Origin of the sequence: Gordonia terrae (assembly GCF_051789125.1) — a bacterium.
GTDB lineage: Bacteria > Actinomycetota > Actinomycetes > Mycobacteriales > Mycobacteriaceae > Gordonia > Gordonia terrae_A.
In genome coordinates this window covers 3,426,120-3,449,717 of record NZ_CP196526.1, presented here as the reverse complement: position 1 = coordinate 3,449,717, position 23,598 = coordinate 3,426,120, and the positions used below count along the sequence as shown (strand labels likewise).

Here is a 23,598-nt window from a genome sequence, read left to right as displayed (position 1 = left end):
TCCGTACCCTGCGGACGATCTGATGTGTACCCAGGAGGCCGACGATGACGTCCACCCAGACCCGAGAAGCTGCGCGCGCCAAGTTCTTCGAGCTGCGCGACGTCGACGGCCGCGTCGACGACGCCGATCTCGACACCGTGTGGGCGGGCTTGGCCACCCTTCGTCCCGAGGAGATGCTCGGCGCGTGGAAGGGCGGCGAGTTCACCACCGGGCACGCCATCAACGGGATGCTCGGGAAGGCCGGCTGGTACGGCAAGACCTTCACCTCGCGCAGCGACGTCCAGCCGCTGGTGTGCCGCGACGAGAACGGCAACCTGTACTCCAACACCAAGCTCGGCAAGGGCGAGGCGAGCCTGTGGGCGATCGAGTTCCGGGGTGAGATCACCGCGTCGATGGTCTACGACGGTCAGCCGGTCATCGACCACTTCAAGCGGGTCGACGACACGACGGTCATGGGCATCATGAACGGCAAGGGTGGCGTCATCGACGGCCGCCACCTGTACTTCTACCTCAAGCGCGCCTGACCGACTCGTCGCCAGGACCGGTCGGATCGCCGGTCACGGAATTTGTCGGCGACCGACACGCGTTTATCCTTGCTAGCGATGCCCGACTCAAGCCGACCGCCCGTGCCGAACAGCAAGGGGGCGCCTGTCTACCTCGATCACGCCGCTTCGACGCAGATGCTGCCCGAAGCCGTCGAGGCGATGACCGCTGTCTTCGCACAGCCGGGCAACGCGTCTTCGCTGCACGGCTCCGGCCGCACCGCGCGTCGGCGACTCGAAGAAGCGCGGGAAGCGATCGCCGCGGCCGTCGGCGCCCGACCCTCGGAGGTCATCTTCACCGGCGGCGGCACCGAATCGGACAATCTGGCGATCAAGGGAATCTACTGGTCTCGGCGACGGGCCGATGAGCGACGCCGTCGGATCATCACCTCCGCGATCGAACACCACGCGGTCCTCGATCCGGCCCAATGGCTGGCCGACGCCGCGGATGCCGAGCTCGTCCTCCTGCCCGTCGACGCCGACGGCGTGGTCTCGGCCGCCGACCTGCGCGCCGAACTCGAGACCCACGCCGAGGAGACCGCACTCATCTCGGTCATGTGGGCCAACAACGAGGTCGGGTCCATCCAGCCGATCGCAGAGATCGCCGCGCTCGGCGCCGAGTTCGACGTACCAGTCCATTCCGACGCGATCCAGGCCGTGGGCCACCTCCCCGTGGACTTCGCGGCGAGTGGGCTGTCGGCGCTCTCGCTGACCGCCCACAAGTTCGGCGGACCACAGGGTGTCGGCGCTCTGCTGCTCGGCCGCGACGTCGGCTGTGTGCCCGTGCAGCACGGCGGCGGACACGAGCGCGACGTCCGGTCGGGAACACAGGACGTCGCGGGCGCCGTCGGCATGGCAGCGGCGCTGTCGTGGTGTGTCGAGCACCTCGCCGAGAACACCGCGCACGTCCGCGCACTGCAGGACCGGCTCACCGACGTCCTCCTCGGCGTCGACGGTACGACCCGCAACGGCGCCGACTCCGATCAGCGGCTGCCGGGCAATGTCCACGTGTCCTTCGCCGGGTGTGAGGGCGACTCTCTCCTGATGCTGCTGGACGCGAAGGGTGTCGAGTGCTCGACCGGCTCCGCGTGCACGGCGGGTGTCGCGCAGGCCAGCCACGTACTCCTCGCGATGGGGCTCGACATGGCCGAAGCCCGGTCGTCGCTGCGGTTCTCCCTCGCTCCCACGACAACCGACGCCGACATCGACGCGGTCGCCGCGGTCATCGACGAGGTCGTCGACCGTGCGCGCGCTGCGGGTCTCGTGTCCGCGCCCGGTGGAAGGATCTCCTGATGCGTGTACTCGCGGCGATGAGCGGCGGTGTCGACTCCGCGGTGGCGGCGGCACGGGCGGTCGAGGCCGGTCACGAGGTGGTCGGTGTGCACTTGGCACTGTCCACCGCACCGGGGGCGCTGCGGACCGGTTCGCGCGGTTGCTGCTCCCGTGAGGACGCCTCGGACGCGCGGCGCGCCGCGGACGTCCTGGGCATCCCGTTCTACGTGTGGGACTTCGCCGACCGGTTCAAAGACGACGTCATCGACGAATTCGTCGAGGCCTACGCCGCCGGCCGCACCCCCAATCCGTGCCTGACCTGCAACGAGAAGATCAAGTTCGCGGCCCTCGCGGACAAGGCCGTCGCCCTCGGTTTCGACGCGCTCGCCACCGGCCACTACGCCCAGCTCGTCGACGGAGAGTTGCGCCGCGCGGTCGACGCGGACAAGGACCAGTCCTACGTGCTCGCCGTCCTCACGCGTGACCAACTGTCGCGCGCGATGTTCCCGATCGGGGACACACCCAAGAGCGAGATCCGCGCCGAGGCCGCACGACGCGGACTCGCCGTCGCGGACAAGCCCGACTCACACGACATCTGCTTCATCCCCAGCGGGGACACCCGTGCGTTCCTCGGCGCGCGCATCGGCGTCCGGCCCGGCGCGGTGGTCGATGCCTCGTCGGGTGAGCGCCTCGCCGAACACGACGGCGTACACGGTTTCACGATCGGGCAACGCAAGGGACTGGGCATCGACGCACCTGCGGCTGATGGCAAGCCGCGCTATGTCACCGAGATCGATCCCGACTCGGGGACGGTGACCGTCGGGACGGCCGCCGACCTCCAGGTCTGGGGGATCACCGCCACCCGCGCGGTCTGGACGTCGGGTGTGACCCCGGGCGAGCCCTTCGACGCCATGGTCCAGGTCCGCGCGCACGGCGGCCTCGCGCCGGTGCGGGCGACCCCGATCACGGTCGACGGCGAACCCGGCATCGAGATCGCGCTGCAGGAGCCGCTCACCGGGGTGGCCCGCGGGCAGGCCGCGGTGCTCTACCTCCCGGATGCCCGACGCGGCGACCAGGTTGTCGGGTGCGGGCGCATCGCCACCACCTCGGCTGCGCCGACTCCGGTCTCCGCTCGGTGACCGACCCCGTCCTGCCCACCGGCCTGGGCACCGGTGTGGGCTCGATGCCCGGCACCGACCCGCGCTCGGCCGCCGAGATCGTGAACGGTGAACTCGACCTCGCCCACCTCGTCGAACTCCCCGGCCGGGGCATCGGCTCCGACCTGATCGGCCGCATGGCGGCGATCCTCGTCGATCTGCCGATGGACACCGCGACCTGGGGTTACCGGCTCGCGCAACGTTCCTCGCTGTTGACCCGCCGCGCCACCGACCTGCTCAACGAGGATCTCGACGTCATCGAAGAGCTCTGGGAGACAGCGGGTTTCGTCAGCACCGACCGGCCCTTCAAGATCCAGGTCGCGGGCCCGTTCACGACCGCGGCATCGGTCGAACTCGCCAACGGGCAACGCGTGCTGAAGGATCCCGGCGCGGTGCGCGACATCGTCGCATCGACCGCCGAGGGCATTCGCGAACACGTCCGTGAGGTACGACGCCGCCTGGGTGCACGGGTCGTCCTCCAGCTCGACGAGCCGATGGTGGGGCAGGTCATCGACGGCACCGTGAAGCCGCTGACCCGCTTCGATCCGATCAGGGCGGTGCCGGTGATCGAGGTCGCGCGCGCCCTCACCGAACTCTTCGACCACGTCGAGGTACCGGTGATCCTGCACAACTGCGGGCGACCGCGCTGGGATCTGCTGGAGCACCTGCGCCCGACGGCCTACTCCGTCGACGTCACCCGGCCCCGCGACGCCGATCTCGACGGCATCGGGATGCTCGTCGACCGCGGCGACACCCTCGTGGCGGGTGTCGTGCCGTCGACCGCGCCGGACCGTCGACTCGAGGCCGAGACGGTGGCGACCGATCTCGCCGCCATCACCGACCGGATCGGCCTGAACCGAAAAGTGCTGGCGGAGAACGTCATCGTCACACCCACGTGCGGCCTCGCGGAGGCGTCGTCGGGCTGGGCCAAGCGGGCCCTGTCGATCACCGCCGAAGCCGGCCAGCTCATCGGTACCGACCCGGCGGCGCTCTAGGAATCCACTGCGGGATCACCGGGGTCCGACCTATCCTCATCGGTATGCCGCACCCGATCATGTTCGACGACGCCGACCCCCTCCTGGGCCGGGTACGAGAGATCGCGCTCGCGCTCCCCGATGCCACCGAGGTCGTCGCGCACGGTCGTCCGACGTTCCGGTGCGGCAAGATGTTCGGCAACTACGGCGGCGGGGTCAAGGGCACCAAGGTGCGGCATGACCAGTCCATCCTGTTCATCGCCGAGGAGTCCGAACGTCCGGCGCTCCAGGAGGACCCGCGGTTCTTCGTACCCGCCTACCTCGGTCCCTCCGGGTGGCTGGGCCTGATCCTCGATGACGCCACCGACTGGGATGAGGTGGCCGAACTGCTCGACGCCAGTTACCGCCAGATCGCGCCGAGGCGTTCGGTGGCCAAGCTCGACGCCGACGCCGGCTGAACTGGCCCTTCGGACCTGTCCGAGCACTCCGATACCCTCGGAACGTGGCAGAAACAACGGAATCGGGACCCGCGGCGGAGTTGCGCGAGGAGTGGTCGGCGCTCGCCGAGGAGATCCGCGAGCACCAGTTCCGCTACTACGTGAAAGATGCGCCGGTCATCACCGACGGCGAGTTCGATCTGCTGCTGCGTCGTCTGCAGTCACTCGAGGACGCCCATCCCGAGCTCGCGGCGCCCGACTCGCCCACCAAACTCGTCGGCGGCGGCTTCTCGACCGCCTTCTCCCCGGTCGACCATCTCGAACGAATGATGTCCCTGGACAACGTCTTCGACCACGATGAGATGCGCACCTGGGTCGACCGCGTGGTCGCCGACGCCGGCACCCGGGTGGACTTCCTCTGCGAGCTCAAGATCGACGGCGTGGCTCTCGCGCTCGTGTACCGCAACGGTGTCCTCGAACGTGGCGTCACCCGTGGCGACGGCCGCACCGGAGAAGACGTGTCACTGAACGCGCGCACCATCGACGACATCCCGATGCGGCTGAGTGCGTCCGAGAAATACCCCGTCCCCGAGGTCCTCGAGGTCCGCGGCGAGGTCTTCTTCCGGGTGGAGGACTTCGAAGCGCTCAACGCCTCGCTGGTCGCCGAGGGCAAACCCCCGTTCGCCAATCCGCGCAACTCGGCCGCGGGGTCACTCCGGCAGAAGAACCCACAGATCACCGCGCGTCGCAAACTCCGCATGATCTGTCATGGGATCGGCCACACCGAGGGCTGGCGACCGGCGTCGCTCCACGACGCCTACCTCGCGCTCGGTGAGTGGGGACTGCCGGTGTCGACGCACACCACCAAGGCGTCCGGCGCCGACGAGATCATCGACAAGATCACCTACTGGGGCGAACACCGCCACGACGTCGAACACGAGATCGACGGCATCGTGGTCAAGGTCGACGACGTCACCGTGCAGCGCCGCCTCGGGTCCACATCGCGCGCGCCGCGGTGGGCGATCGCCTACAAGTATCCGCCCGAGGAAGCGACCACCAAGCTCCTGGATATTCAGGTCGGTGTGGGGCGCACCGGACGCGTCACGCCCTTCGCGGTCCTCGAGCCGGTGCTCGTCGCCGGCTCCACGGTTTCGCGCGCGACCCTGCACAACGGTTCCGAGGTCAAGCGCAAAGGCGTGCTGATCGGCGACACCGTCACGATCCGCAAGGCCGGCGACGTGATCCCCGAGGTCCTCGGGCCCGTCGTCGACCTCCGCGACGGCACCGAGCGCGCGTTCGAGATGCCGGAGAATTGTCCCGAATGTGGAACGCCACTGCGGCCGGAAAAAGAAAGCGACGTCGACGTCCGCTGTCCCAATCAGGAGAGTTGCCCGGCTCAGTTGCGGGAGAGACTGTTTCACCTCGCCGGACGCGGCTCCTTCGACATCGAGGCGCTGGGCTACGAGGCGGCGACAGCGCTCCTGTCCGCGGGCGTGCTCACCAACGAGGGCGATCTGTTCTCGCTGACCGCCGACGATCTGGTCCGCACCGACCTGTTCACCACCAAGGCGGGCGCGCTCTCGGCCAACGGCAAACGCCTGCTGGCCAACCTCGACAACGCCAGGGACGTGGCGCTGTGGCGCGTACTCGTGGGTCTGTCGATCCGGCATGTCGGTCCCACCGCCGCGCGGGCCCTGGCCACCGAGTTCGGGTCATTGGCGGCGATCGAGGAGGCCGATGTCGAGCGGCTCGCCCGGGTCGAAGGGCTGGGGATGACCCTCGCCCAGTCCATCCACGACTGGTTCACCGTCGACTGGCATCGGGACATCGTCGAGAAGTGGCGCGCCGCAGGCGTTTCCATGGAGGACGAGCGCGACGAGTCGATCCCGCGGACCCTAGAGGGCAAGACGATCGTCGTGACCGGATCGCTCGTCGACTTCTCCCGGGACGGTGCCAAGGAGGCGATCCTGCAGCGAGGCGGCAAGGCGTCGGGTTCGGTGTCGAAGAAGACCGATTACGTGGTGGTCGGCGAGTCACCGGGTACCAAGGCCGACAAAGCCGAACAGCTCGGTGTGCCGGTCCTCGACGAGGACGCGTTCAAGAAGTTGCTGGAGACCGGCTCACCGGAGTGACCGATCAGCCCAGCGCGGCCTCGAACGCGCGGTATGCGCGCTGGTCGAACAGGACGAAGCGCACCTCGTCGATGGAGGTCTCGGGCAGGGTCGCCCGGACGGTGTCGACAGCCCGGCGGGCGCCGTCGTCCATCGGCCAGCCGTAGACACCCGTCGAGATCGCGGGGAAGGCGATCGTGGTGGCGCCCAGTTCGGTTGCGACGCGAAGGGATTCGCGGTAGCACGAGACGAGGAGTGCCGACCGGTCCTCGTCGTACGAATGAACCGGTCCGACGGTGTGGATGACCCAGCGCGCGTCCAGATCGCCCGCGGTGGTGGCCACCGCCTCGCCGACGGGGAGTCCGCGTGCATAGGCGCCGGCGCGCAGTTGCTTGCATTCGGCGAGAATCGCCGGACCGCCGCGCCGATGGATCGCGCCGTCCACCCCGCCGCCGCCGAGCAGGGTGGAGTTCGCGGCGTTGACGATCGCGTCGACCGACTGCGTCGTGATGTCGCCCTGCACGAGCTCGATGGACGTCATCGATCCATCATGCCCGTACTCCGGGCCGGATGTGCCTAACTCTCGGAGCGGAGCACGGTACTCACGATGCCCGCGAGGTAGCCGAGCCGCGCGACCTCCGACGGCCGGAAATCCGGACCGCCGATACGGCCGAGGAGGATGGCCTTCGAGTCGGTGCCCAGCGGCGCCGCCGCCAGTCGGGTGTCCATGTCCTGCCATGCGCCGGGCACCCAGTCACCCTCCGCATCGAGCTGTGCCGCGTGCTCCAGGGGCAACCAGTCGGCCGTGGTCAACGGTGTCTCCGGGGCGCCGGACGAGCCGAACAGCTGCAGGACGCCGCCGCTGGCGGGTGTGAGGACCATGGCCCACGAGACCCGGAGGACACGCGGGGCGTTGTCGACCAGGACCTGCAGCCGGTCGCGACCCGCGGTCGCGACCTGATCGACCAGCTCGAGTTCGCGGTGGGTGTCGAGAACGCCCGAATAGGGCCGGATCGAGTCGACGCGCACGCCGCTGACCTTCTCGGCCGCGGTGATGAGGCTGTCGGGGAGTGCGCCGGGCGCGACCTCCACCACGAGATCGTCGACCGCATACCCGTTCCCGCGCTCGACCACCTCGAGAGACAGGATATCTGCGCCGACGGACCCGAGTTGCACGGCGAGCACGCCGAGACTGCCCGGGCGGTCTTCGAGCGAGACCCGCAAGAGGTAGGACACGGCGTCATTCTCGCACCCGCGCCCGCTACGCGCGCACCGCCCGGGTCGGCAACCGGTGGCTGGGGACAGCGGGGATCGCGCGTTCCCATAGTCTGGGTGTCACACCCTGCGTCGTGACCGGTTCGGACGAGATCGCCGAACGACACCCACGCGCAGTGACGGACAACCACGAGCAAGTTGTGTGAGGAAGGACGCTGAAGTGGCTGGCGAACCGAAGTCCATTTCGCGGAACGAGGTCGCGCACCTGGCGCGACTGTCGCGACTGGCGCTGAGCGAGGACGAACTCGATGTCTACGCCGAGCAGCTGGATTCGATCCTGACCCACGTCGCGTCGGTGTCGGAGGTGGCCGCCGACGACGTTCCGGGTACGGCTCATCCCGCCGAGCTCGCCAACGTGCTGCGTCCAGACGTGGTCGTCCCCGGACTGTCGACCGCGGAGGCCCTGTCCGGCGCGCCCGCCGTCGAACAGGACCGATTCGCCGTTCCGCAGATCCTGGGAGAAGAGCAGTGAGTGCCGCCGAGACGAACTTCGCCACGCCGCGCGACGCCGGTGACCTGACCGGTCTGTCCGCCGCCGAACTCGCCACCAGGATCGGTGCCCGCGAGATCAGCTCGGTGGAGGTCACACAGGCCCACCTCGACCGCATCGCCGAGGTCGACGACCAGCTCGGAGCCTTCCTGCACGTCAGCGGAGCGGAGGCGCTCGTCGCCGCCAAGGCCGCCGACGACGCCATCGCCGCGGGGGACGCTCCCTCCGCGCTGGCGGGCGTGCCCATCGCACTGAAGGACGTCTTCACCACCGTCGACGCCCCCACCACGTGTGGCTCACGAATTCTCGAGGGCTGGGTGCCGCCGTACGACGCCGCGGTCACCGAACGCCTTCGCGCAGCAGGCATCCCGATCCTGGGCAAGACCAACATGGACGAGTTCGCCATGGGCAGCTCGACCGAGAACTCCGCCTACCAGCTCACCCGTAACCCGTGGGATGTGAGCAAGATCCCCGGCGGTTCGGGGGGCGGCAGCGCCGCCGCGCTCGCGTCGTACCAGGCGCCGCTGGCCATCGGTACCGATACCGGCGGCTCCATCCGTCAACCGGCCGCGGTCACGGCGACGGTCGGTGTGAAGCCGACCTACGGCACCGTCTCGCGTTACGGCCTCGTCGCGTGTGCCTCGTCGCTCGACCAGGGCGGACCCTGCGGCCGCACGGTGCTCGACACCGCGATGCTGCACGAGGTCATCGCCGGTCACGACCCGCGGGACTCGACGTCGATCGATGTCGCCGTCCCCGATGTCGTCGGTGCCGCGCGCGCCGGCGCCGAGCAGGATCTCAAGGGTGTGCGGATCGGTGTGGTCAACGAACTGCAGGGTGAGGGATATCAGGCCGGTGTACTCGAGTCCTTCCGGCAGGCCGTCGCACTGCTCACCGAGCGTGGCGCCGAGGTGGTCGAGGTCAGCTGCCCGCACTTCACCTACGCCCTCGGCGCCTACTACCTGATCCTGCCGTCGGAGGTGTCCTCGAACCTCGCCCGCTTCGACGCGATGCGTTACGGATTGCGTGTCGGCGACGACGGCTCGCATTCGGCAGACGAGGTCATGGCGCTCAGTCGCGAGCAGGGATTCGGCCCAGAGGTCAAGCGCCGCATCATGATCGGTACGTACGCCCTGTCCTCGGGCTACTACGACGCCTACTACGGTCAGGCGCAGAAGGTCCGTACCCTGATCGCGCGCGACTTCGCCTCGGCATTCGAGAAGGTCGACGTCCTGATCTCGCCGACGACGCCGACGACAGCATTCCCGATCGGCGAGAAGGTCGACGACCCGCTCGCGATGTACCTGTTCGATCTCTGCACCCTGCCGGTGAACCTTGCGGGCATCGGATCGATGTCGGTGCCCTCGGGATTGTCGGCCGACGACGGCATGCCCGTCGGCCTGCAGATCATGGCGCCCGCTCTCGCCGACGACCGGTTGTACCGGGTCGGCGCGTCCTATGAGGCGGCTCGCGGACCGATCGTCTGACCGGCCTGATCCGTCCCGTAACGGTGTCCCACACCGGCGTCGCCGTCCAGGGCGGCGAGCAGGTCGACGCTCGACTGCACGAAGCTGACCACCGGCACCCAGGGTGCCTGGGGCACCCGTGGGCCGCCGCGGCGGGTGTCGGCGGTGTCGGAGTGCGGACGCCACAGGCCCGACACCGACCACCGCACGACGGGATCGCTGTGATTGGCGAGAATCGTGCGGGGCGTGCGCGACGATGACGCCACCGTGCCGGCCGGCGGTGCGGTGAGCACCGTCTCGTCGACCAGCTCCGGGTGGTGTTCCTCCAGCCAGAGCCGGGCTGCGTCGGCTCCGACCGCGCCGAGGCTCTGCCCGTAGAGCACGACCGTCGGTCGGTTCTCAGGCGGTGCGTGCCGCAACGCGGCGGCCAGCGCACGGGCGGTCGCGATCGCCGACTTCGAGGCACCCGACCGGCCGGACAGGAAGGCCTGCCAGGACGGGACGTCGGCGTAGGGAAGCGTGAGGACCCGTACATCGCCGAACCTGCGCGTGAATCCGTCGACCGCAGCGGGATCCACCCACCCGGACCCCGTCGGCACGGCCAGCACGACCGCTCGAGCCGACAGTCCGCCCGACGCCACCCAGTTCTGCATCAATTGTCCTGCGGCACGGTCGAAGTCGTCGACGCTCAGGGCTCCTCGCAATACCGGACCCGGTGCCTCCGTGACAGCGGTGACACGGGTGACGCGCTGCTCGTCGGCTCCCGCCTCGTCGGCTCCCGCATCGGCGGGCGCCAGCAACCCGGCCGTCAGCGCGAGTGCGCATGCCGCGCCCACCGCGGCGACGCGCGGTGCGGTGACGATCGCCACCACGACCGCCGCCGGGATCAGAGTGATCGCCGCGCACCATTCCCAACCGGCCGGAACCGCCCCGACCGCTGAACGCACGACGTTCTGCCACCAGAGCGCGACGCCCGCGGTGCAGGCCATCACCACGATGCCCGCCCCGAAGGTGATCCGGCTCGCCTGTTCGTCGGCGGTGCGAGAACTCCGCTGCCGCACCAGCATGCCGATGATCGCGCCCAGGGCGGTGGCGCCCGCGGCGACGAGCGCCGCGGTGACGGCGCCGCGGGGCAGGCTCCCCGGATAGAGGGCGGCGATGTAACCGACGGTGACCGCGACGCTGATCGCCGGGTGGGGCCAGCGCGTCATGATCGCACCGCCTCGTGGGTCGAATCCACCAGTGCGCGTTCGAGAGTGGTGGTCACGAGCGCGGTGATCGACTCGTTGCCCGCCGGTGGTCCGCCACGCTGTCGCCACGTGTTCCACGCCAGCCCCACGCGGGTTGCCGAAGCGGCCGCGGTGCAGCCGGGCGACCCGCAGGCAGCGTACATGCGGTCGACGAGCATCCGATCGAGGGCGAAACGTGCCCATGGGCCCAGCGGATCACCGTCCTTCTGCGCGGCACGGAGGAGGTCGTACCCGAAGTCATGTGTGCGACACAGCGGGGTGAAGTGCGCGGGGAGCGGTACCGGCGAGGAGCAGTCGCCCTGCGGGTCGACCGGGTATCCGTCGATGACCTCGGGAGAGTAGCCCTGGGTCGACGCGAACGACCCGGGCAGGACCGACACCGCCTCGACCGGACGCGGACCCGCCAGCGCGACGACGACTGCGGCATACGGATTGCCGGCGTCGGCCGGGGGTGCGGTCACCGGTGTGCCGCCGGCCGACGGTCCGGCGACGGCATGGGCGGTCGAGAACCACTGCCCGGTGAGGAGAACGGACAGCGTCAGCGCGGCCACCCACCACCGCGCGTACCCGCGCGCCGCTGAACCCGTCGGATGATGGAAGTCGATGTCGGAAGAGTGATTTCGGAGCAACAACGATCTGGTCATGGACGTCGACGCTATGGCGCACGACCGCGACGCCACATCGTTCGCCGGGGCCGTTCGTCCTCGTCCTGAGGGGGGCTCGGCCGCCCGAGATCCCTACCGCCGCGCGAGGTCGTATCCCCCGAAAGTATGAGGTGTCCCCGCGGTCGGCACGCCTAGGGTTGAGGCATGTTCGGATACCGCAAGACACTCCGCAAGGTGGGTGCGTCCTCGCTGGAGTGGGCGGCGACCGCGCCGGTGGCACAGGACCCCGCGGTGCGGCACTACTTCTCGTCGCGCATCAACTGGTTCTTCCTGTTCGTGGCGCTCGTCATGTATTCGGTCTCGTGGCCGACGCTGCCCATCACCCATGCGGTGCCGGCATTCGTGCTTCCCGTGGTCGCGGCGTTCGCGGCGCTGCCGATCGCGCTGGCGTGGTCGGCGCCGCTGGTCGGCTGGGGCGTCTCGGTGGTCTCGGCGCAGCTTATCGGGATCATCGTGCCGGCCAGGGACTCATGGGAACTGACCATCCAGGTCACCCACCTCATCGAACTGCTCGTCCTGACGTTCATGGCCTTCCTCCGGTGCCCGCTCCGATGGATTCCCGTCGTGTGGGCGTCGACGTCGATCGTGATGGCGTTCGCCGTACAACCGTCCGCACGGATCGGTTGGGTGTTCGGCATCTCGGTGCTCGCCGTCGTGGTCGCGCTGCTGCGCGGGCTGATGGCCTCACGTCGCCAGCTGGCGGTACGCACCGAACAGACGCAGGCTGCCGAGGCGGAGGCGGCCGTACTGCAGGAACGTGCCCGGATCGCGCGCGACCTGCACGACGTGGTGGCACACCGCATGTCGATGGTCGTGGTGATGTCGCAGACCGCCCGCTACCGGGTGCCCGATGTGAGTCCCTCGGCCGCAGCGGAATTCGAGGCCATAGCCGAGGCCGCGCGCACCTCCCTCGATGAGGTGCGGCAGCTGCTCGGCGTCTTGCGCGTCGAGGGCGCCGACGCCGTCGGCGCGCCGAATCCCGGCATGGCAGAACTCGATTCGCTGGTCTCGGAGACGCGTCGCGCAGGAGCAGAGGTCACCCTGCGCCGCGAGGTGCAACCGGGTGACGTGGGTGAATCGGCCGCGCTGGTGATCTACCGGATCGTGCAGGAGTCCCTCGCGAACGCCACCAGACACGCGCCGGGAGGCCAAGTGGACGTCAGCGTCACCGAAGCCGGCGGCGACCTCGTCGAGGTCGCCGTGGTCAACACGCCCGCCACGGCCGAACCGTTGCATCTCGGCGGCAGCGGCGTCGGTATCCCGGGCATGATCGACCGGGCCCAGGCGGTGGGCGGTTCCCTCACCGCGGCACCGACTCCGACCGGGGGCTTCGCGGTACGGGCACTGATTCCCTCGACGCCACGCCGGGAGGGTGTCGTCGTCGCCGAGATCGCGACCGTCACGGGTTCCCTCGAGTCGCCGTCCGGGCGGTAGCGTAGCGGCGTGCCGATCACCGTAGTCATCGCCGATGACCAGGCCATGGTCCGCCAAGGATTCTCGGCGCTGCTCGCCGCCCAGCCGGATCTGTCGGTCCTCGGGGACGCCTCCGACGGGGTGGAAGCCGTCGAGGTGTGCCGCCGGGTCCGCCCCGACGTCGTGCTGATGGACGTGCGGATGCCGCGCAAGGACGGGCTGTGGGCCGCCGAACAGATCCTGGGGTCGTCGACGGAACCACCCACCCGGGTGCTGATGCTGACGACCTTCGACATCGACGACTACGTCTACGAGGCGTTGCGTATCGGTGCCTCGGGCTTCCTGCTGAAAGACGCACCTGCCGACGAACTCGTCAGGGCCGTGCGCGTCGTCGCCGCGGGCGAGGCACTGCTGGCGCCGTCGATCACACGGCGGCTGATCACCGAGGTCACGGCCAATCGTCGCCGGCACCCACGTGACGCCCGCCTCGACACCCTCACCCCGCGCGAGCGTGAAGTGCTCGACCTGGTGGCCGACGGCAAGTCCAACGCCGAGATCGGTGCCGAGCTGTACGTCACCGAACAGACGGTGAAAACCCATGTGAGCAGCCTGCTGGGAAAGCTCGGCCTGCGCGATCGGGCGCAGGCGGTGGTCTTCGCCTACGAGAACGGCATCAAGTGATTTCGGGATCTGCGGCCGGACCGCATGCGCACTAGATTGGGGATGTCCGCGCACCGACGTGCGCGCGTTCTCGGGAGTGACGACAGGGAGGGTCTCGCCAGATGACCAAGAGGTTCGGCATTCTGACGTCCGGCGGTGACTGCCCCGGTCTGAACGCGGTGATCCGGGGCGCGGTGCTCAAGGGCGAGACCGTGTACGGACACGAATACGTCGGCTTCAAGGACGGGTGGGCGGGTCTGGTCTACGGAGACATCGTCGAGCTGAACCGCTCCTCGGTCCGGGGCCTGTCCAACCAGGGCGGCACCATCCTCGGAACCAGCCGATTCGGTCCGTACACCGAGCCCGACGGGGGACCCGAGAACATCGCGAAGGTGCTCAAGAACCTCGAGATCGACGGTGTCATCGCGATCGGCGGAGAAGGCACCGCCGCGGCGTCGAAGCGACTGTTCGACGACGGCATCAACGTCGTCGGAGTCCCCAAGACCATCGACAACGACATCGACGCCACCGACTACACCTTCGGTTTCAACACGGCCGTCGAGATCGCGACCGAGGCCATCGACCGGTTGCGTACCACGGGCAACTCACACAAGCGCTGCATGGTGCTCGAGGTGATGGGACGGCATGCCGGGTGGATCGCACTGCACTCCGGGATCGCCGGTGGCGCACACGTCATCCTGATCCCCGAGAACCCCGAGAGTCTCGATCAGATCTGCGCCTGGGTCACCAGTGTCAAGGACCGCGGGCGCGCGCCGATGGTGGTCGTCGCCGAGGGCTTCAAGCTCCCCGAGATGAAAGAAGCCCATTCGACGAAGGGTCTCGACGGGTTCAACCGTCCTCGTCTGGGCGGTGTCGGCGAGATGCTCGCCCCGGTGATCGCGGAGCGCACGGGCATCGAGACCCGCGCGACGGTTCTCGGTCACATCCAGCGCGGCGGTGTGCCCTCGGCCTACGACCGGGTCCTCGCGACCCGGATGGGGATGGCGACCGCCGACCTCGTCGCCGAAGAGGGCTGGGGACAGATGGTCGCCCTGCACGGCACCGAGATCGCGCGGATCACCTTCGACGAGGCGCTCGGCGAACTCAAGACGGTGCCCCCGGACCAGTACGAGGAGGTCAGGGTCATCTTCGGATGAGATCGCCGGACGTGCGTCAGACGACGGGCGACACCGCCGACGCGGCCGGTTCGCGCGGGATGACGATCCAGAGCGCCAGGTAGAGCAGCACCTGGGGGCCGGGAAACAGGATCGACAGCACGACCAGGACGCGGACGAGCGTCGGATCCCACCCCCAGCGTTGGGCGATACCGCCGCAGACGCCGCCCAGCCACGAGTTCGTGCGCGAGCGCATCAAGCGGGGGCCGCTGCCGGCAGGTTGTGGGGTGGTCATCTCGTCCTCCTCAGGGGCGTGGCGGCCGACGCGGTTCGTCGGTCTGTCTTCGACGCTACGAGCAAGCGCACGCTCCCGGCATCGGTGATCACCCTGAACGTGTCCCTGGGATATGGCCGCATAAACTGACAGCCATGACTCCCGCCGCCGTCGAACTGTTTGAGTACGACGAGGTCATCGCCGGTTTCGATCCGGTGATGGGCCTCGAGGTGCACGTCGAACTGGGTACCGCGACCAAGATGTTCTGCGGCTGCCCGACGGAGTTCGGTGCCGAACCCAACACGCAGGTGTGCCCCGTGTGCATCGGACTGCCCGGTTCGCTGCCGGTCGTCAACGCGAAGGCCATCGAGTCCGCGATCCGCATCGGGCTCGCCCTGAACTGTTCGATCCGACCCTCGAGCGTGTTCGCGCGGAAGAACTACTTCTATCCCGATCAGCCGAAGAACTACCAGATCTCGCAGTACGACGAACCCATCGCCTACGACGGGTATCTCGACGTCCTGCTGGGCGACGGCACCACCTGGCGGGTCGAGATCGAACGCGCCCACATGGAAGAGGACACCGGCAAGTCCCTCCACATCGGCGGTTCCACCGGGCGCATCCACGGCGCGAGTCATTCGCTGCTCGACTACAACCGCGCCGGGGTTCCGCTCGTCGAGATCGTCACCCGCCCGATCATCGGCGCGGGCGAACGTGCCCCCGAGGTCGCGCGGGCGTACGTGGCCGCGCTACGGGACCTGTTGAAGGCGCTCGACGTGTCGGATGTCCGGATGGATCAGGGTTCCCTGCGGTGCGATGCCAACGTGTCGTTGATGCGCAAGGACGCCACCGAGTTCGGCACACGCACCGAGACCAAGAACGTCAACTCGCTCAAGAGCGTCGAGGTCGCGGTTCGCTACGAGATGCGCCGCCAGGCCGCGATCCTCGACGCGGGCGGCGAGATCATCCAGGAGACGCGGCACTTCCACGAATCCGACGGCACCACGTCGGCGGGTCGTCGCAAGGAGACCGCCGAGGACTACCGCTACTTCCCGGAACCGGATCTCCCTCCGGTGCAGCCCGATTCGGCCTGGATCGAAGAGCTGCGCGCGACGCTGCCGGAGCTGCCGTGGTTGCGCCGGGCGCGCATCCAGGAAGAGTGGGGCGTCTCCGACGAGGTGATGCGAGACCTCGTGAACGTCGGAGCGGTCGATCTGATCATCGCCACCGTCGATGCGGGGGCGTCACCCGAAGCGGCTCGCGGTTGGTGGGTGTCGTTCCTTGCCCAGCAGGCGAACTCGCGGGGGGTCGAACTCGACGCTCTCGCCATCTCGCCCGCCCAGGTCGCCGAGATCGTCGGTCTGGTCGACGAGGGCAAGCTGACCACCAAGCTCGCGCAGCAGGTCGCGATCGCGGCCCTGGATGGAGAGGGAGAGCCCGCTCAGATCGTTGCCGACCGGGGTCTCGAGGTCGTCCGCGACGATTCGGCCCTGCAGAAGGCCGTCGACGAGGCGCTGGCCGCCAACCCGGACATCGCCGAGAAGATCCGCGGCGGCAAGGTCGCGGCCGCGGGCAAGATCGTCGGCGACGTGATGAAAGCCACTCGCGGACAAGCGGACCCGGCTCGCGTCAAGGAACTCGTCATCGCCGCTTGCTCCTGAGGCGCACTCCCTGAGGTGTGAGCGGAGGGCGACCCCCGTGCTCCCTGAGGTGTGAGCGGAGCGAGCCTCGAAGGGTCACGTCCGGTCGTTGCCACCGCCGGAGGGCAGGAAGCGGAACACGCGATCGTCGGTGGGTTTGGCCGCGCCCACCTGCTTGTTCACTGTCGCGACCTGCAACAGACCGTTGGGCAGGGCGGCCATCCGGCCCAGCGCACCATAGCGTCGGTCCAGCACGACGACCGGCGCGGTGATCGTCGGCTCCTCACGCGTGGGTTCGTTGATGCCCTCGATGCGCTGGGTGCGTGTCGTGGAGACATAGATGTTGCCGCCGGCGACACCGCATCCGGCGATCTGCGGTTTGTCGGGCCACGTCCACAGCACCTTGGGTCCGCCCTCTTCGAGAACCTGCACGCGGTCCTCGGTCGCCTTCTGGTCGGCTATGTAGACGGTTCCGGTGGAGGCATTGGGGCACAGGGACACAGTGGAACCGAAGCCCGCGGCGAGGATGGCGGGCCGAGGGTTCGTCCCGGAGGACAACGAGGTCACCAGCAACACCTTGCCCGCGAGTGACGACGGGTCGTCGGCGGCCGCGGGGTTGCCGGCATCGCCGGTGGCGACCACCAGCTCGGTCGGCGACCGGAAGTACATCGAGCCCATGTTCCCCGTGGTGCCCTTGGGGATTCCGGTCAGGATCGGCTTGGGAACGTCGCCGGGCGCCAGACGCACGATACGGTTGTCCGCCGCTGTCGTGATGAGGGCGTAGATCAACCGGTCCTGAGAGTAGGTGGGGGAGAACGCGAAGTCGATCAACCCGCCGTCACCGGACGCGTCGACCTGTGCCTCGCCCAGAGTTCGCTGGGGACCGTAACGCTTGGTGGTGAGGATCCTGCCCGTCGTGCGTTCGGCGACGACCGTCACCTCGCCCTGCTCGTCTCCGGGCATGAGGCCACCGGTGGAGGCCAGGCAGGTCGCGATGACGGCCGGGTCGGGGTCCACGCATGGCCCGGTGGGTGGCGGTTGCGTCTCGCGCGGGGTGGCCGGCGGTGGCGTCGGTTCGGGCTGGCCGCTCGGCCGGTTGTTGGGACTGAATGCGCCGGCTTCGCGCTCACGATCCTGCGCGGAGAAGTCGGCGCACCCCCCGACCGCGATCGTCACCACGGCCAGGACTGTCACCAGCACTCGCCACCGGACCCATACCGGGCGCCCCTTCCACATGGCGTCCACAGTAGTGGTGCTCCCAACGGCGTCATCCCGACTCACCCCGGCGGGGTGCGCTGAGCGTGCCGCGCGAGCCTCTAGAGTCTGGCTTGTGAGCGAACGCGACACGTCGGGCACCAGCGGGCGCGACACACCGGCGACCCCGTACGACGGGGCGATGAGTCCCTACGACGAGCCGACCGGACAGATACCGGTTCCCGGTTCCGGTCCCGAAGGTCCCGATCCCCGAGGTCCCGGACCCGCAGGTGGAGCCCCGGCGTCGGTGCCGCCGCCCGCATCCACGACGCCCGATCGTGACGACTTCTACAACCGGCACGCACGCCGCACACCGGCGCCGTATTCGCGGGTCGACGACCTCGACGACCTCGATCCCGGTGACGTCGAGACGCGGTCGATGCCCGGCACCGCGACGAAGGACGCCGAGACGGTCCAGTTCGCGAAGAGCCCGTCGGCAACCCCGGTCCCCGAACCCGTCGATGACGCGGTCACGACCCCGGAACCGGCGCTGCCGCCCGTGGACACCGCCCGATACGAGTTCCTCGACGACGAGGACTCGTCCACCAGCGCGTATCCGCGGCGTGAGGCATCGGATACCGCGGTGGCCGACGACGACGAGGACGGCAGACCCCGCCGGTTCGGACGCCGTCGCAAAGGCGCCGCCGAGGACCGGACCACGACCCCCGCCGACGACGATCTCGAAGACGCCCTTGCGAAGTCCCGCCGCGGCACCATCGACCTCGGACTGCTGGTGCTGCGCGTCGCTCTGGGACTCGTGGTCGGCGCCCATGGATTGCAGAAGCTGTTCGGTCTCTGGAACGGCCCCCGGCTCAGCGGGTTCGAGTCGATGCTCGTCGACGGCGGCTTCAACGCCGACTACGCGCAGGTCCTCGCGATCGTCGGCGCGCTGTCGGAGACGATCGGCGGGTTGATGGTGATCCTCGGCCTGCTCACCCCGATCGGGGCCTCGGCGATCCTGGGCACGATGCTCGTCGCCGCGGCCTACAAGATCTCGGCGGCCGGCGGTTTCGTGTTCTTCGCCGCCGCGGGCGGGGTGGAGTTCGAGTTGTTCCTCGCCGTCGCGGCGGCCGTCGTCATCCTGACCGGTCCGGGCCTGTATTCGTTGGACTATCCCCGCGGCTGGGCGCGACGCCCCTTCGTCGGGTCGTTCCTCTGGCTCATCGTCGGCGCGGCAGCGGCCGTCGCGGTCTGGATTCTGGCCAACGGCAGCAACCCGCTGGCCTGACAACACAGAGTGCGGGGTACGTATCGGATGCCGAAACGTACCCCGCACTCTGTGTTCGACAGAGACGTCAGTCGATTGTGATCGTCAGAAGGTCAGTCGACCTGCCGCACCGCACCCCGGTCGGCCGACGTAGCGAGTTTGGCGTAGGCCCGCAGCGCGGTGGTGACCGTACGCTCGCGATCCTTCGGCTGCCACGGACGCTCGGACGCTTCCATCTTGGCGCGACGCTCGGCGAGGACGTCATCGTCGACGAGGACCTCCAGCCGGCGGGTCTTCACGTCGATCAGGATCGGATCACCGTCCTCGACGAGCCCGATGGCGCCACCCGAGGCGGCCTCCGGTGACATGTGGCCCACCGACAGGCCCGACGACCCTCCGGAGAAGCGGCCATCGGTGATGAGCGCGCACTTCTTGCCCATGCCGGTGCCCTTCATGAAGGCGGTCGGGTGCAGCATCTCCTGCATTCCGGGTCCGCCCGCCGGACCCTCGTAACGCACCACCAGGACCTCACCGGCCTGGATCGTCTTCGACAGGATCACCTGCACGGCGTCCTCCTGGCTCTCGACGACGCGGGCCGGACCCTCGAAATGCCAGAGGTCCTCGTCGATGCCCGCGGTCTTGAGGACGGCACCGTCGGGTGCGAGGTTGCCGCGGAGCACGCACAGGCCGCCCTCGACGGTGTAGGCGTGCGCGAGGTCACGGATGCATCCGCCCTCGGCGTCGACATCCAGGGACTTCCACCGATTGGCCGTCGAGAAGGGAGTCGTGGTGCGAACGCCGCCCGGTGCGGCGTGGAACAGTTCGACGGCCTCGTCGACGGCCTTGCCGCCGCGGATGTCCCAGTCGTCGAGCGCCTGCGCGAGCGTCGGGGTGTGCACGGTCGAGGTGGTGTCGTCGAGCAGTCCTGCCCGGCGCAGTTCACCGAGGATGGCCGGGATTCCGCCCGCCCGGTGGACGTCCTCCATGTGGTAGTCGGAGTTGGGGGAGACCTTCGACAGGCACGGCACGTTGCGGCTGATCTCGTCGATGACCGAGAGATCGAAGTCGGCGACCTCGCCTTCCTGGGCGGCGGCGAGGATGTGCAGGACGGTGTTGGTGGAGCCACCCATGGCGACATCGAGCGCCATCGCGTTGCGGAAGGCGGCGGGTGTCGCGATGTTGCGGGGCAACACGGACGCGTCGTCGTCGCGGTACCACCGGGTCGCCGCGTCGACGACGACCTCGCCGGCCCTGGTGAACAGCGCGCGGCGTGCCTCGTGGGTGGCCAGCGTCGAACCGTTGCCGGGCAGGGCGAGCCCGAGCGCTTCGGTGAGGCAGTTCATCGAGTTGGCGGTGAACATGCCCGAACACGAACCACAGGTGGGGCATGCCGCAGCCTCGACCTCGCTCAGGCCCGCATCGTCGACCTCGCTGTTGGCCGACGCCGAGATGGTGGTGATCAGGTCCGACGACGGATGTGCGACATCGCCGACGACGACGGCCTTTCCGGCCTCCATCGGTCCGCCGGAGACGAACACCGTCGGGATGTTCAGGCGCATCGCGGCATTCAGCATGCCCGGGGTGATCTTGTCGCAGTTCGAGATGCACACCAGCGCGTCCGCGGTGTGGGCGTTGACCATGTATTCGACGGAGTCGGCGATGATCTCGCGACTGGGCAGCGAGTAGAGCATGCCGCCGTGACCCATCGCGATGCCGTCGTCGACGGCGATGGTGTGGAACTCCCGCGGCACGCCACCGGCGGCCCGCACGGCCTCGGCCACGATGTCGCCGACATCCTTCAGATGCACGTGTCCCGGCACGAACTGGGTGTAGGAGTTCGCGATCGCCACGATCGGCTTGCCGAAGTCGTCGTCGGTCATTCCGGTTGCGCGCCACAGGGAGCGGGCGCCGGCGGCTTCGCGGCCGACGGTGGTGGTGCGTGACCTCAGAGCAGGCATGGGTTCCTCGAATCGATCGTCTGGCTCGGGCGGGCCCGGCGCGATCGGACGTGCGGTGACGGACCGGCGCCGGACTCTTCGGCTCAACACCGCGACCGGAGGGGTTGTTTCCCAACGGACTGTGGCCGGGCGCGGCTGTGTTGACGGGCGCCGCCTCGCTGAGGGTGGGCGTGGGGGAGCGCCGAGAAGCCAGGCTACTCCGCTGTGACGCGGGGGAACAAAGCGATTCGGCGTTCCGGCATGCCACCCGCCCGCACCGTCCCCCGGCGAGGTCAGATCCCCAGCACCGCTTTGGCGATCGAGAAGTAGACGAGGAGCCCGGTGGCATCACAGAACGTCGAGATGAACGGGGTGGAGAACACCGCCGGATCGACCCGGATCGACTTCGCGACCAGCGGCATCACGCCGCCCACGGTCGCGGCCAGGGTGCACACCGACAGGATCGTCAGAGAGATGACCACACCGATGTCGAGGCCGTAGACGAGTGCGGCGACGCTGAATCCGGCGAGACCGAGCAGTGCGCCCATGGTCAGTCCGACGCGGACCTCCTTGGCGGCGACGCGGACGACGTCGCGCGGGGTGACCTCGTCCACGGCGAGAGCGCGGGTGACGGTCGTCGCGGCCTGCGAACCGGTGTTGCCGCCGATCCCGGTGAGCAGCGGGATGAACAGAGCCAGAGCCACCCGCTGCTCGAGGGTGCCCTCGAAGATCTCCAGGACGTTGACGGTGAGGATCGCCGACACCGCGAGGACGAACAGCCACACGATCCGTGCGCGAGTGATCGAGAGGATGGAGGAGACCAGGTAGGGGTCGCGGAGCGGTTCACGCGCGCCCGCCCGGGCCTCGTCGGTGTCGCGAGCCTGCTCGACGACCTCGACGGCGTCGTCGATCGTCAGGACACCGACCAGGCGGCTGTCGCTGTCGACGACGGGCATGGCGAGGATCCCGCGGTCCACACACCGCTGCGCGGTGGCCTCGGCGTCGTCCTCGGCATGGGCGAACATCGGTCTGTTCATCAGGTCGCGGACGGGTTCGGCAGGATCGGCCAAGAGGAGGTCGCGAAGGCTGACCACACCGCACAGGGAGCGGGCGCCGTCGAGGACGGGCACGGTGTAGATCGTCTCCGCGGCGTGTCCGCGTTCTCGCACGCGGGCCAACGCGTCGCCGGCGAGTTCGTCGGCGCGCGCGTGGACGAACTCGGGACTCATCCGGCGCCCCACCGAACCTCGCGGGTAGCCGAGAACCACCGCGGTCATGTCCCGTTCGGCGGGGGTGAGTTGCTGGATCAGCGATTTGGCGACTCCCGCGGGCAACTCGTCCAGCAGCTCGGCGCGGTCGTCGGGGTCGAGGCGGTCGAAGGCTGCGGAGACCTCGGCGGTGCCGAGATCGTCGATGAGACGGCGCTGCGAACCGGCCGACAGATCGTCGAAGACCTCCACCGCGAGGTCCTTGGCCAGCAGACGGAATGCGACCCCGCGGGATTTGTGGGGGAGCCGGTCGAGCAGGGCAGCGATGTCGCCGGCCGGCAGGGTGGACAGCGTCGTCCCGACGTCTGCGAGGCGGCCGGCCGTGATCAGCTCGTCCAGTTCACCGGCGTCGAGTGTTCGGGTGTACTCCACGGCCGCACTCTATCGCCGGGATCCGATGCGCCGACACGACAGAAGGCGTGACGGTGCCCACCGGCCGACCCGGGCGTCTGTACTTATTTGGCGGAGCGAGCGGCCTCGAACGGGTCCGGGATGCGACCGGCGCTGACGATGGACAGGACGGGCAGGTCGCGGAATGCGATCGCGGGCAACCGAACCCGGCTACCGTCTTGGAGCACTGCCCGGACCGAGCTCCACTTGGGGAACTGTAGACCGGCGATGTCCGACCATGCGATGTCCGTCGTGGAGAACATGCGCACGGTGTGCAATCCGTCCTCGGTGACCTCGGTGCGGAGTCGGTGGATCCACAGCCACAGCGCGACCGGGACGATGATCGCGAAACCGAACCACAGCGACGCACCGACCAGGAGCAAGACCACCAGCGCGACCATCGGGACCGTGAAGTAGGCGATCCGGTTGATACGGAACGTCACGGGATATTCGAAGGACACGGCGTCGTCGGCGTCGGACCCGGACGTGTCGTTCGACTTGTCGGTGGGGTCGGGGGATTGTGTCGGCACGTCTCCATTGTGCCAACCCGTCGGGCCACGACGCACCGACGGGTTCTCCCCGGCCACGGCGCACCACCAGTGGTTTCTCACGATGTGAGACACAGTGGTCCGGAGTTTGACTCAGAACTACACGCGGTCCTACCGTGAACGCGTGATGCAGAACGGGATCCTCGTAGTAATCGGCTGGCGCGTCTTCGCCTGACCGGTCACCTCGCAGACCCCCAACCGGCATCGACGCGCCACCCTCGAACAGCTGAAGCTGTCGGGGGTTTTTTCATGC

22 protein-coding genes are annotated in these 23,598 nt (G+C 68.8%); 13 read left to right on the top strand and 9 right to left on the bottom strand.

What is annotated here, in order from left to right:
* Positions 1–44: 44 nt before the first annotated feature.
* From ACSUZC_RS15660 to ligA, 6 genes are all read left to right on the top strand, one after another.
* Positions 45–524, top strand: a complete 480-nt coding sequence (locus tag ACSUZC_RS15660) for a DUF4334 domain-containing protein (RefSeq protein ID WP_439029432.1) — start codon at positions 45–47, stop codon at positions 522–524.
* 78 nt (positions 525–602) lie between these two features.
* Complete coding sequence (locus ACSUZC_RS15655) at positions 603–1,835, top strand: cysteine desulfurase family protein (protein WP_439029431.1); 1,233 nt, start codon at positions 603–605, stop codon at positions 1,833–1,835.
* Positions 1,835–2,953 (top strand): tRNA 2-thiouridine(34) synthase MnmA, encoded by a 1,119-nt coding sequence (mnmA, locus tag ACSUZC_RS15650; protein WP_439029430.1) that lies wholly within the window; start codon positions 1,835–1,837, stop codon positions 2,951–2,953. The genes ACSUZC_RS15655 and mnmA overlap by 1 nt, the downstream gene beginning before the upstream one ends.
* Complete coding sequence (locus ACSUZC_RS15645) at positions 2,950–3,966, top strand: vitamin-B12 independent methionine synthase (RefSeq protein WP_439029429.1); 1,017 nt, start codon at positions 2,950–2,952, stop codon at positions 3,964–3,966. Before mnmA ends, ACSUZC_RS15645 begins: the two co-directional genes overlap by 4 nt.
* Positions 3,967–4,010: 44 nt before the next feature.
* Positions 4,011–4,403 (top strand): MmcQ/YjbR family DNA-binding protein, encoded by a 393-nt coding sequence (locus tag ACSUZC_RS15640; protein ID WP_439029428.1) that lies wholly within the window; start codon positions 4,011–4,013, stop codon positions 4,401–4,403.
* Positions 4,404–4,447: 44 nt separating this feature from the next.
* Positions 4,448–6,514 carry an NAD-dependent DNA ligase LigA gene (gene ligA, locus ACSUZC_RS15635; protein ID WP_439029427.1) on the top strand — a complete coding sequence of 689 codons (2,067 nt, stop codon included), beginning with the start codon at positions 4,448–4,450 and terminating at the stop codon, positions 6,512–6,514.
* 4 nt (positions 6,515–6,518) lie between these two features.
* Here the strand turns inward: ligA and ACSUZC_RS15630 are convergent, their stop codons facing one another.
* A complete protein-coding gene (locus ACSUZC_RS15630) occupies positions 6,519–7,034 on the bottom strand; it encodes an O-acetyl-ADP-ribose deacetylase (RefSeq protein ID WP_439029426.1) in 516 nt (171 codons plus the stop codon).
* 35 nt (positions 7,035–7,069) lie between these two features.
* Complete coding sequence (locus ACSUZC_RS15625; RefSeq protein WP_439029425.1) at positions 7,070–7,729, bottom strand: amino acid-binding protein; 660 nt, start codon at positions 7,727–7,729, stop codon at positions 7,070–7,072.
* A gap of 199 nt (positions 7,730–7,928) precedes the next feature.
* Here ACSUZC_RS15625 and gatC point away from each other — a divergent pair, with 199 nt between their 5' ends.
* Both gatC and gatA read left to right on the top strand, forming a co-directional pair.
* Positions 7,929–8,240: an Asp-tRNA(Asn)/Glu-tRNA(Gln) amidotransferase subunit GatC gene (gatC, locus tag ACSUZC_RS15620; protein ID WP_439029424.1), complete on the top strand. Its 312-nt coding sequence runs from the start codon at positions 7,929–7,931 to the stop codon at positions 8,238–8,240.
* On the top strand, positions 8,237–9,745 hold the full coding sequence (gene gatA, locus ACSUZC_RS15615; protein WP_439029423.1) for an Asp-tRNA(Asn)/Glu-tRNA(Gln) amidotransferase subunit GatA: 1,509 nt from the start codon (positions 8,237–8,239) through the stop codon (positions 9,743–9,745). Before gatC ends, gatA begins: the two co-directional genes overlap by 4 nt.
* On the opposite strand, the gene ACSUZC_RS15610 is transcribed toward gatA, so the two are convergent.
* Both ACSUZC_RS15610 and ACSUZC_RS15605 read right to left on the bottom strand, forming a co-directional pair.
* Positions 9,715–10,935 (bottom strand): alpha/beta-hydrolase family protein, encoded by a 1,221-nt coding sequence (locus ACSUZC_RS15610; protein ID WP_439029422.1) that lies wholly within the window; start codon positions 10,933–10,935, stop codon positions 9,715–9,717. The genes gatA and ACSUZC_RS15610 overlap by 31 nt on opposite strands.
* Positions 10,932–11,618 (bottom strand): hypothetical protein, encoded by a 687-nt coding sequence (locus ACSUZC_RS15605; RefSeq protein ID WP_439029421.1) that lies wholly within the window; start codon positions 11,616–11,618, stop codon positions 10,932–10,934. The genes ACSUZC_RS15610 and ACSUZC_RS15605 overlap by 4 nt, the downstream gene beginning before the upstream one ends.
* Before the next feature lie 165 nt (positions 11,619–11,783).
* On the opposite strand from ACSUZC_RS15605, the gene ACSUZC_RS15600 reads away from it, so the two are divergent.
* From ACSUZC_RS15600 to ACSUZC_RS15590, 3 genes are all read left to right on the top strand, one after another.
* Positions 11,784–13,073 carry a sensor histidine kinase gene (locus ACSUZC_RS15600; protein WP_439029420.1) on the top strand — a complete coding sequence of 430 codons (1,290 nt, stop codon included), beginning with the start codon at positions 11,784–11,786 and terminating at the stop codon, positions 13,071–13,073.
* 9 nt (positions 13,074–13,082) lie between these two features.
* A complete protein-coding gene (locus ACSUZC_RS15595; protein ID WP_439029419.1) occupies positions 13,083–13,733 on the top strand; it encodes a response regulator in 651 nt (216 codons plus the stop codon).
* 101 nt (positions 13,734–13,834) lie between these two features.
* The gene (locus tag ACSUZC_RS15590; protein ID WP_439029418.1) at positions 13,835–14,869 is read left to right on the top strand and encodes a 6-phosphofructokinase; all 1,035 of its coding nucleotides are present in this window, start codon (positions 13,835–13,837) and stop codon (positions 14,867–14,869) included.
* Positions 14,870–14,885: 16 nt separating this feature from the next.
* Here ACSUZC_RS15590 and ACSUZC_RS15585 read toward each other — a convergent pair whose 3' ends face one another.
* Positions 14,886–15,122 carry a PspC domain-containing protein gene (locus ACSUZC_RS15585; RefSeq protein WP_439029417.1) on the bottom strand — a complete coding sequence of 79 codons (237 nt, stop codon included), beginning with the start codon at positions 15,120–15,122 and terminating at the stop codon, positions 14,886–14,888.
* A gap of 134 nt (positions 15,123–15,256) precedes the next feature.
* On the opposite strand from ACSUZC_RS15585, the gene gatB reads away from it, so the two are divergent.
* Positions 15,257–16,762, top strand: coding sequence for an Asp-tRNA(Asn)/Glu-tRNA(Gln) amidotransferase subunit GatB (gene gatB, locus ACSUZC_RS15580; RefSeq protein WP_439029416.1), 1,506 nt, complete (start codon positions 15,257–15,259; stop codon positions 16,760–16,762).
* Between the two features lie 75 nt (positions 16,763–16,837).
* On the opposite strand, the gene ACSUZC_RS15575 is transcribed toward gatB, so the two are convergent.
* Positions 16,838–17,977: a PQQ-dependent sugar dehydrogenase gene (locus ACSUZC_RS15575; RefSeq protein WP_439029415.1), complete on the bottom strand. Its 1,140-nt coding sequence runs from the start codon at positions 17,975–17,977 to the stop codon at positions 16,838–16,840.
* A 94-nt stretch (positions 17,978–18,071) separates the two neighbouring features.
* On the opposite strand from ACSUZC_RS15575, the gene ACSUZC_RS15570 reads away from it, so the two are divergent.
* Entirely contained in the window at positions 18,072–19,223 is a 1,152-nt protein-coding gene (locus ACSUZC_RS15570; protein ID WP_439029414.1) for a DoxX family protein, read from the top strand.
* Positions 19,224–19,315: 92 nt separating this feature from the next.
* Here ACSUZC_RS15570 and ilvD read toward each other — a convergent pair whose 3' ends face one another.
* The 3 genes from ilvD to ACSUZC_RS15555 form a co-directional block, all read right to left on the bottom strand.
* Complete coding sequence (ilvD, locus tag ACSUZC_RS15565) at positions 19,316–21,160, bottom strand: dihydroxy-acid dehydratase (RefSeq protein WP_439029413.1); 1,845 nt, start codon at positions 21,158–21,160, stop codon at positions 19,316–19,318.
* 272 nt (positions 21,161–21,432) lie between these two features.
* On the bottom strand, positions 21,433–22,779 hold the full coding sequence (gene mgtE, locus ACSUZC_RS15560; protein ID WP_439029412.1) for a magnesium transporter: 1,347 nt from the start codon (positions 22,777–22,779) through the stop codon (positions 21,433–21,435).
* 83 nt (positions 22,780–22,862) lie between these two features.
* Positions 22,863–23,327 (bottom strand): PH domain-containing protein, encoded by a 465-nt coding sequence (locus ACSUZC_RS15555; protein WP_439029411.1) that lies wholly within the window; start codon positions 23,325–23,327, stop codon positions 22,863–22,865.
* Between the last annotated feature and the right edge of the window lie 271 nt (positions 23,328–23,598).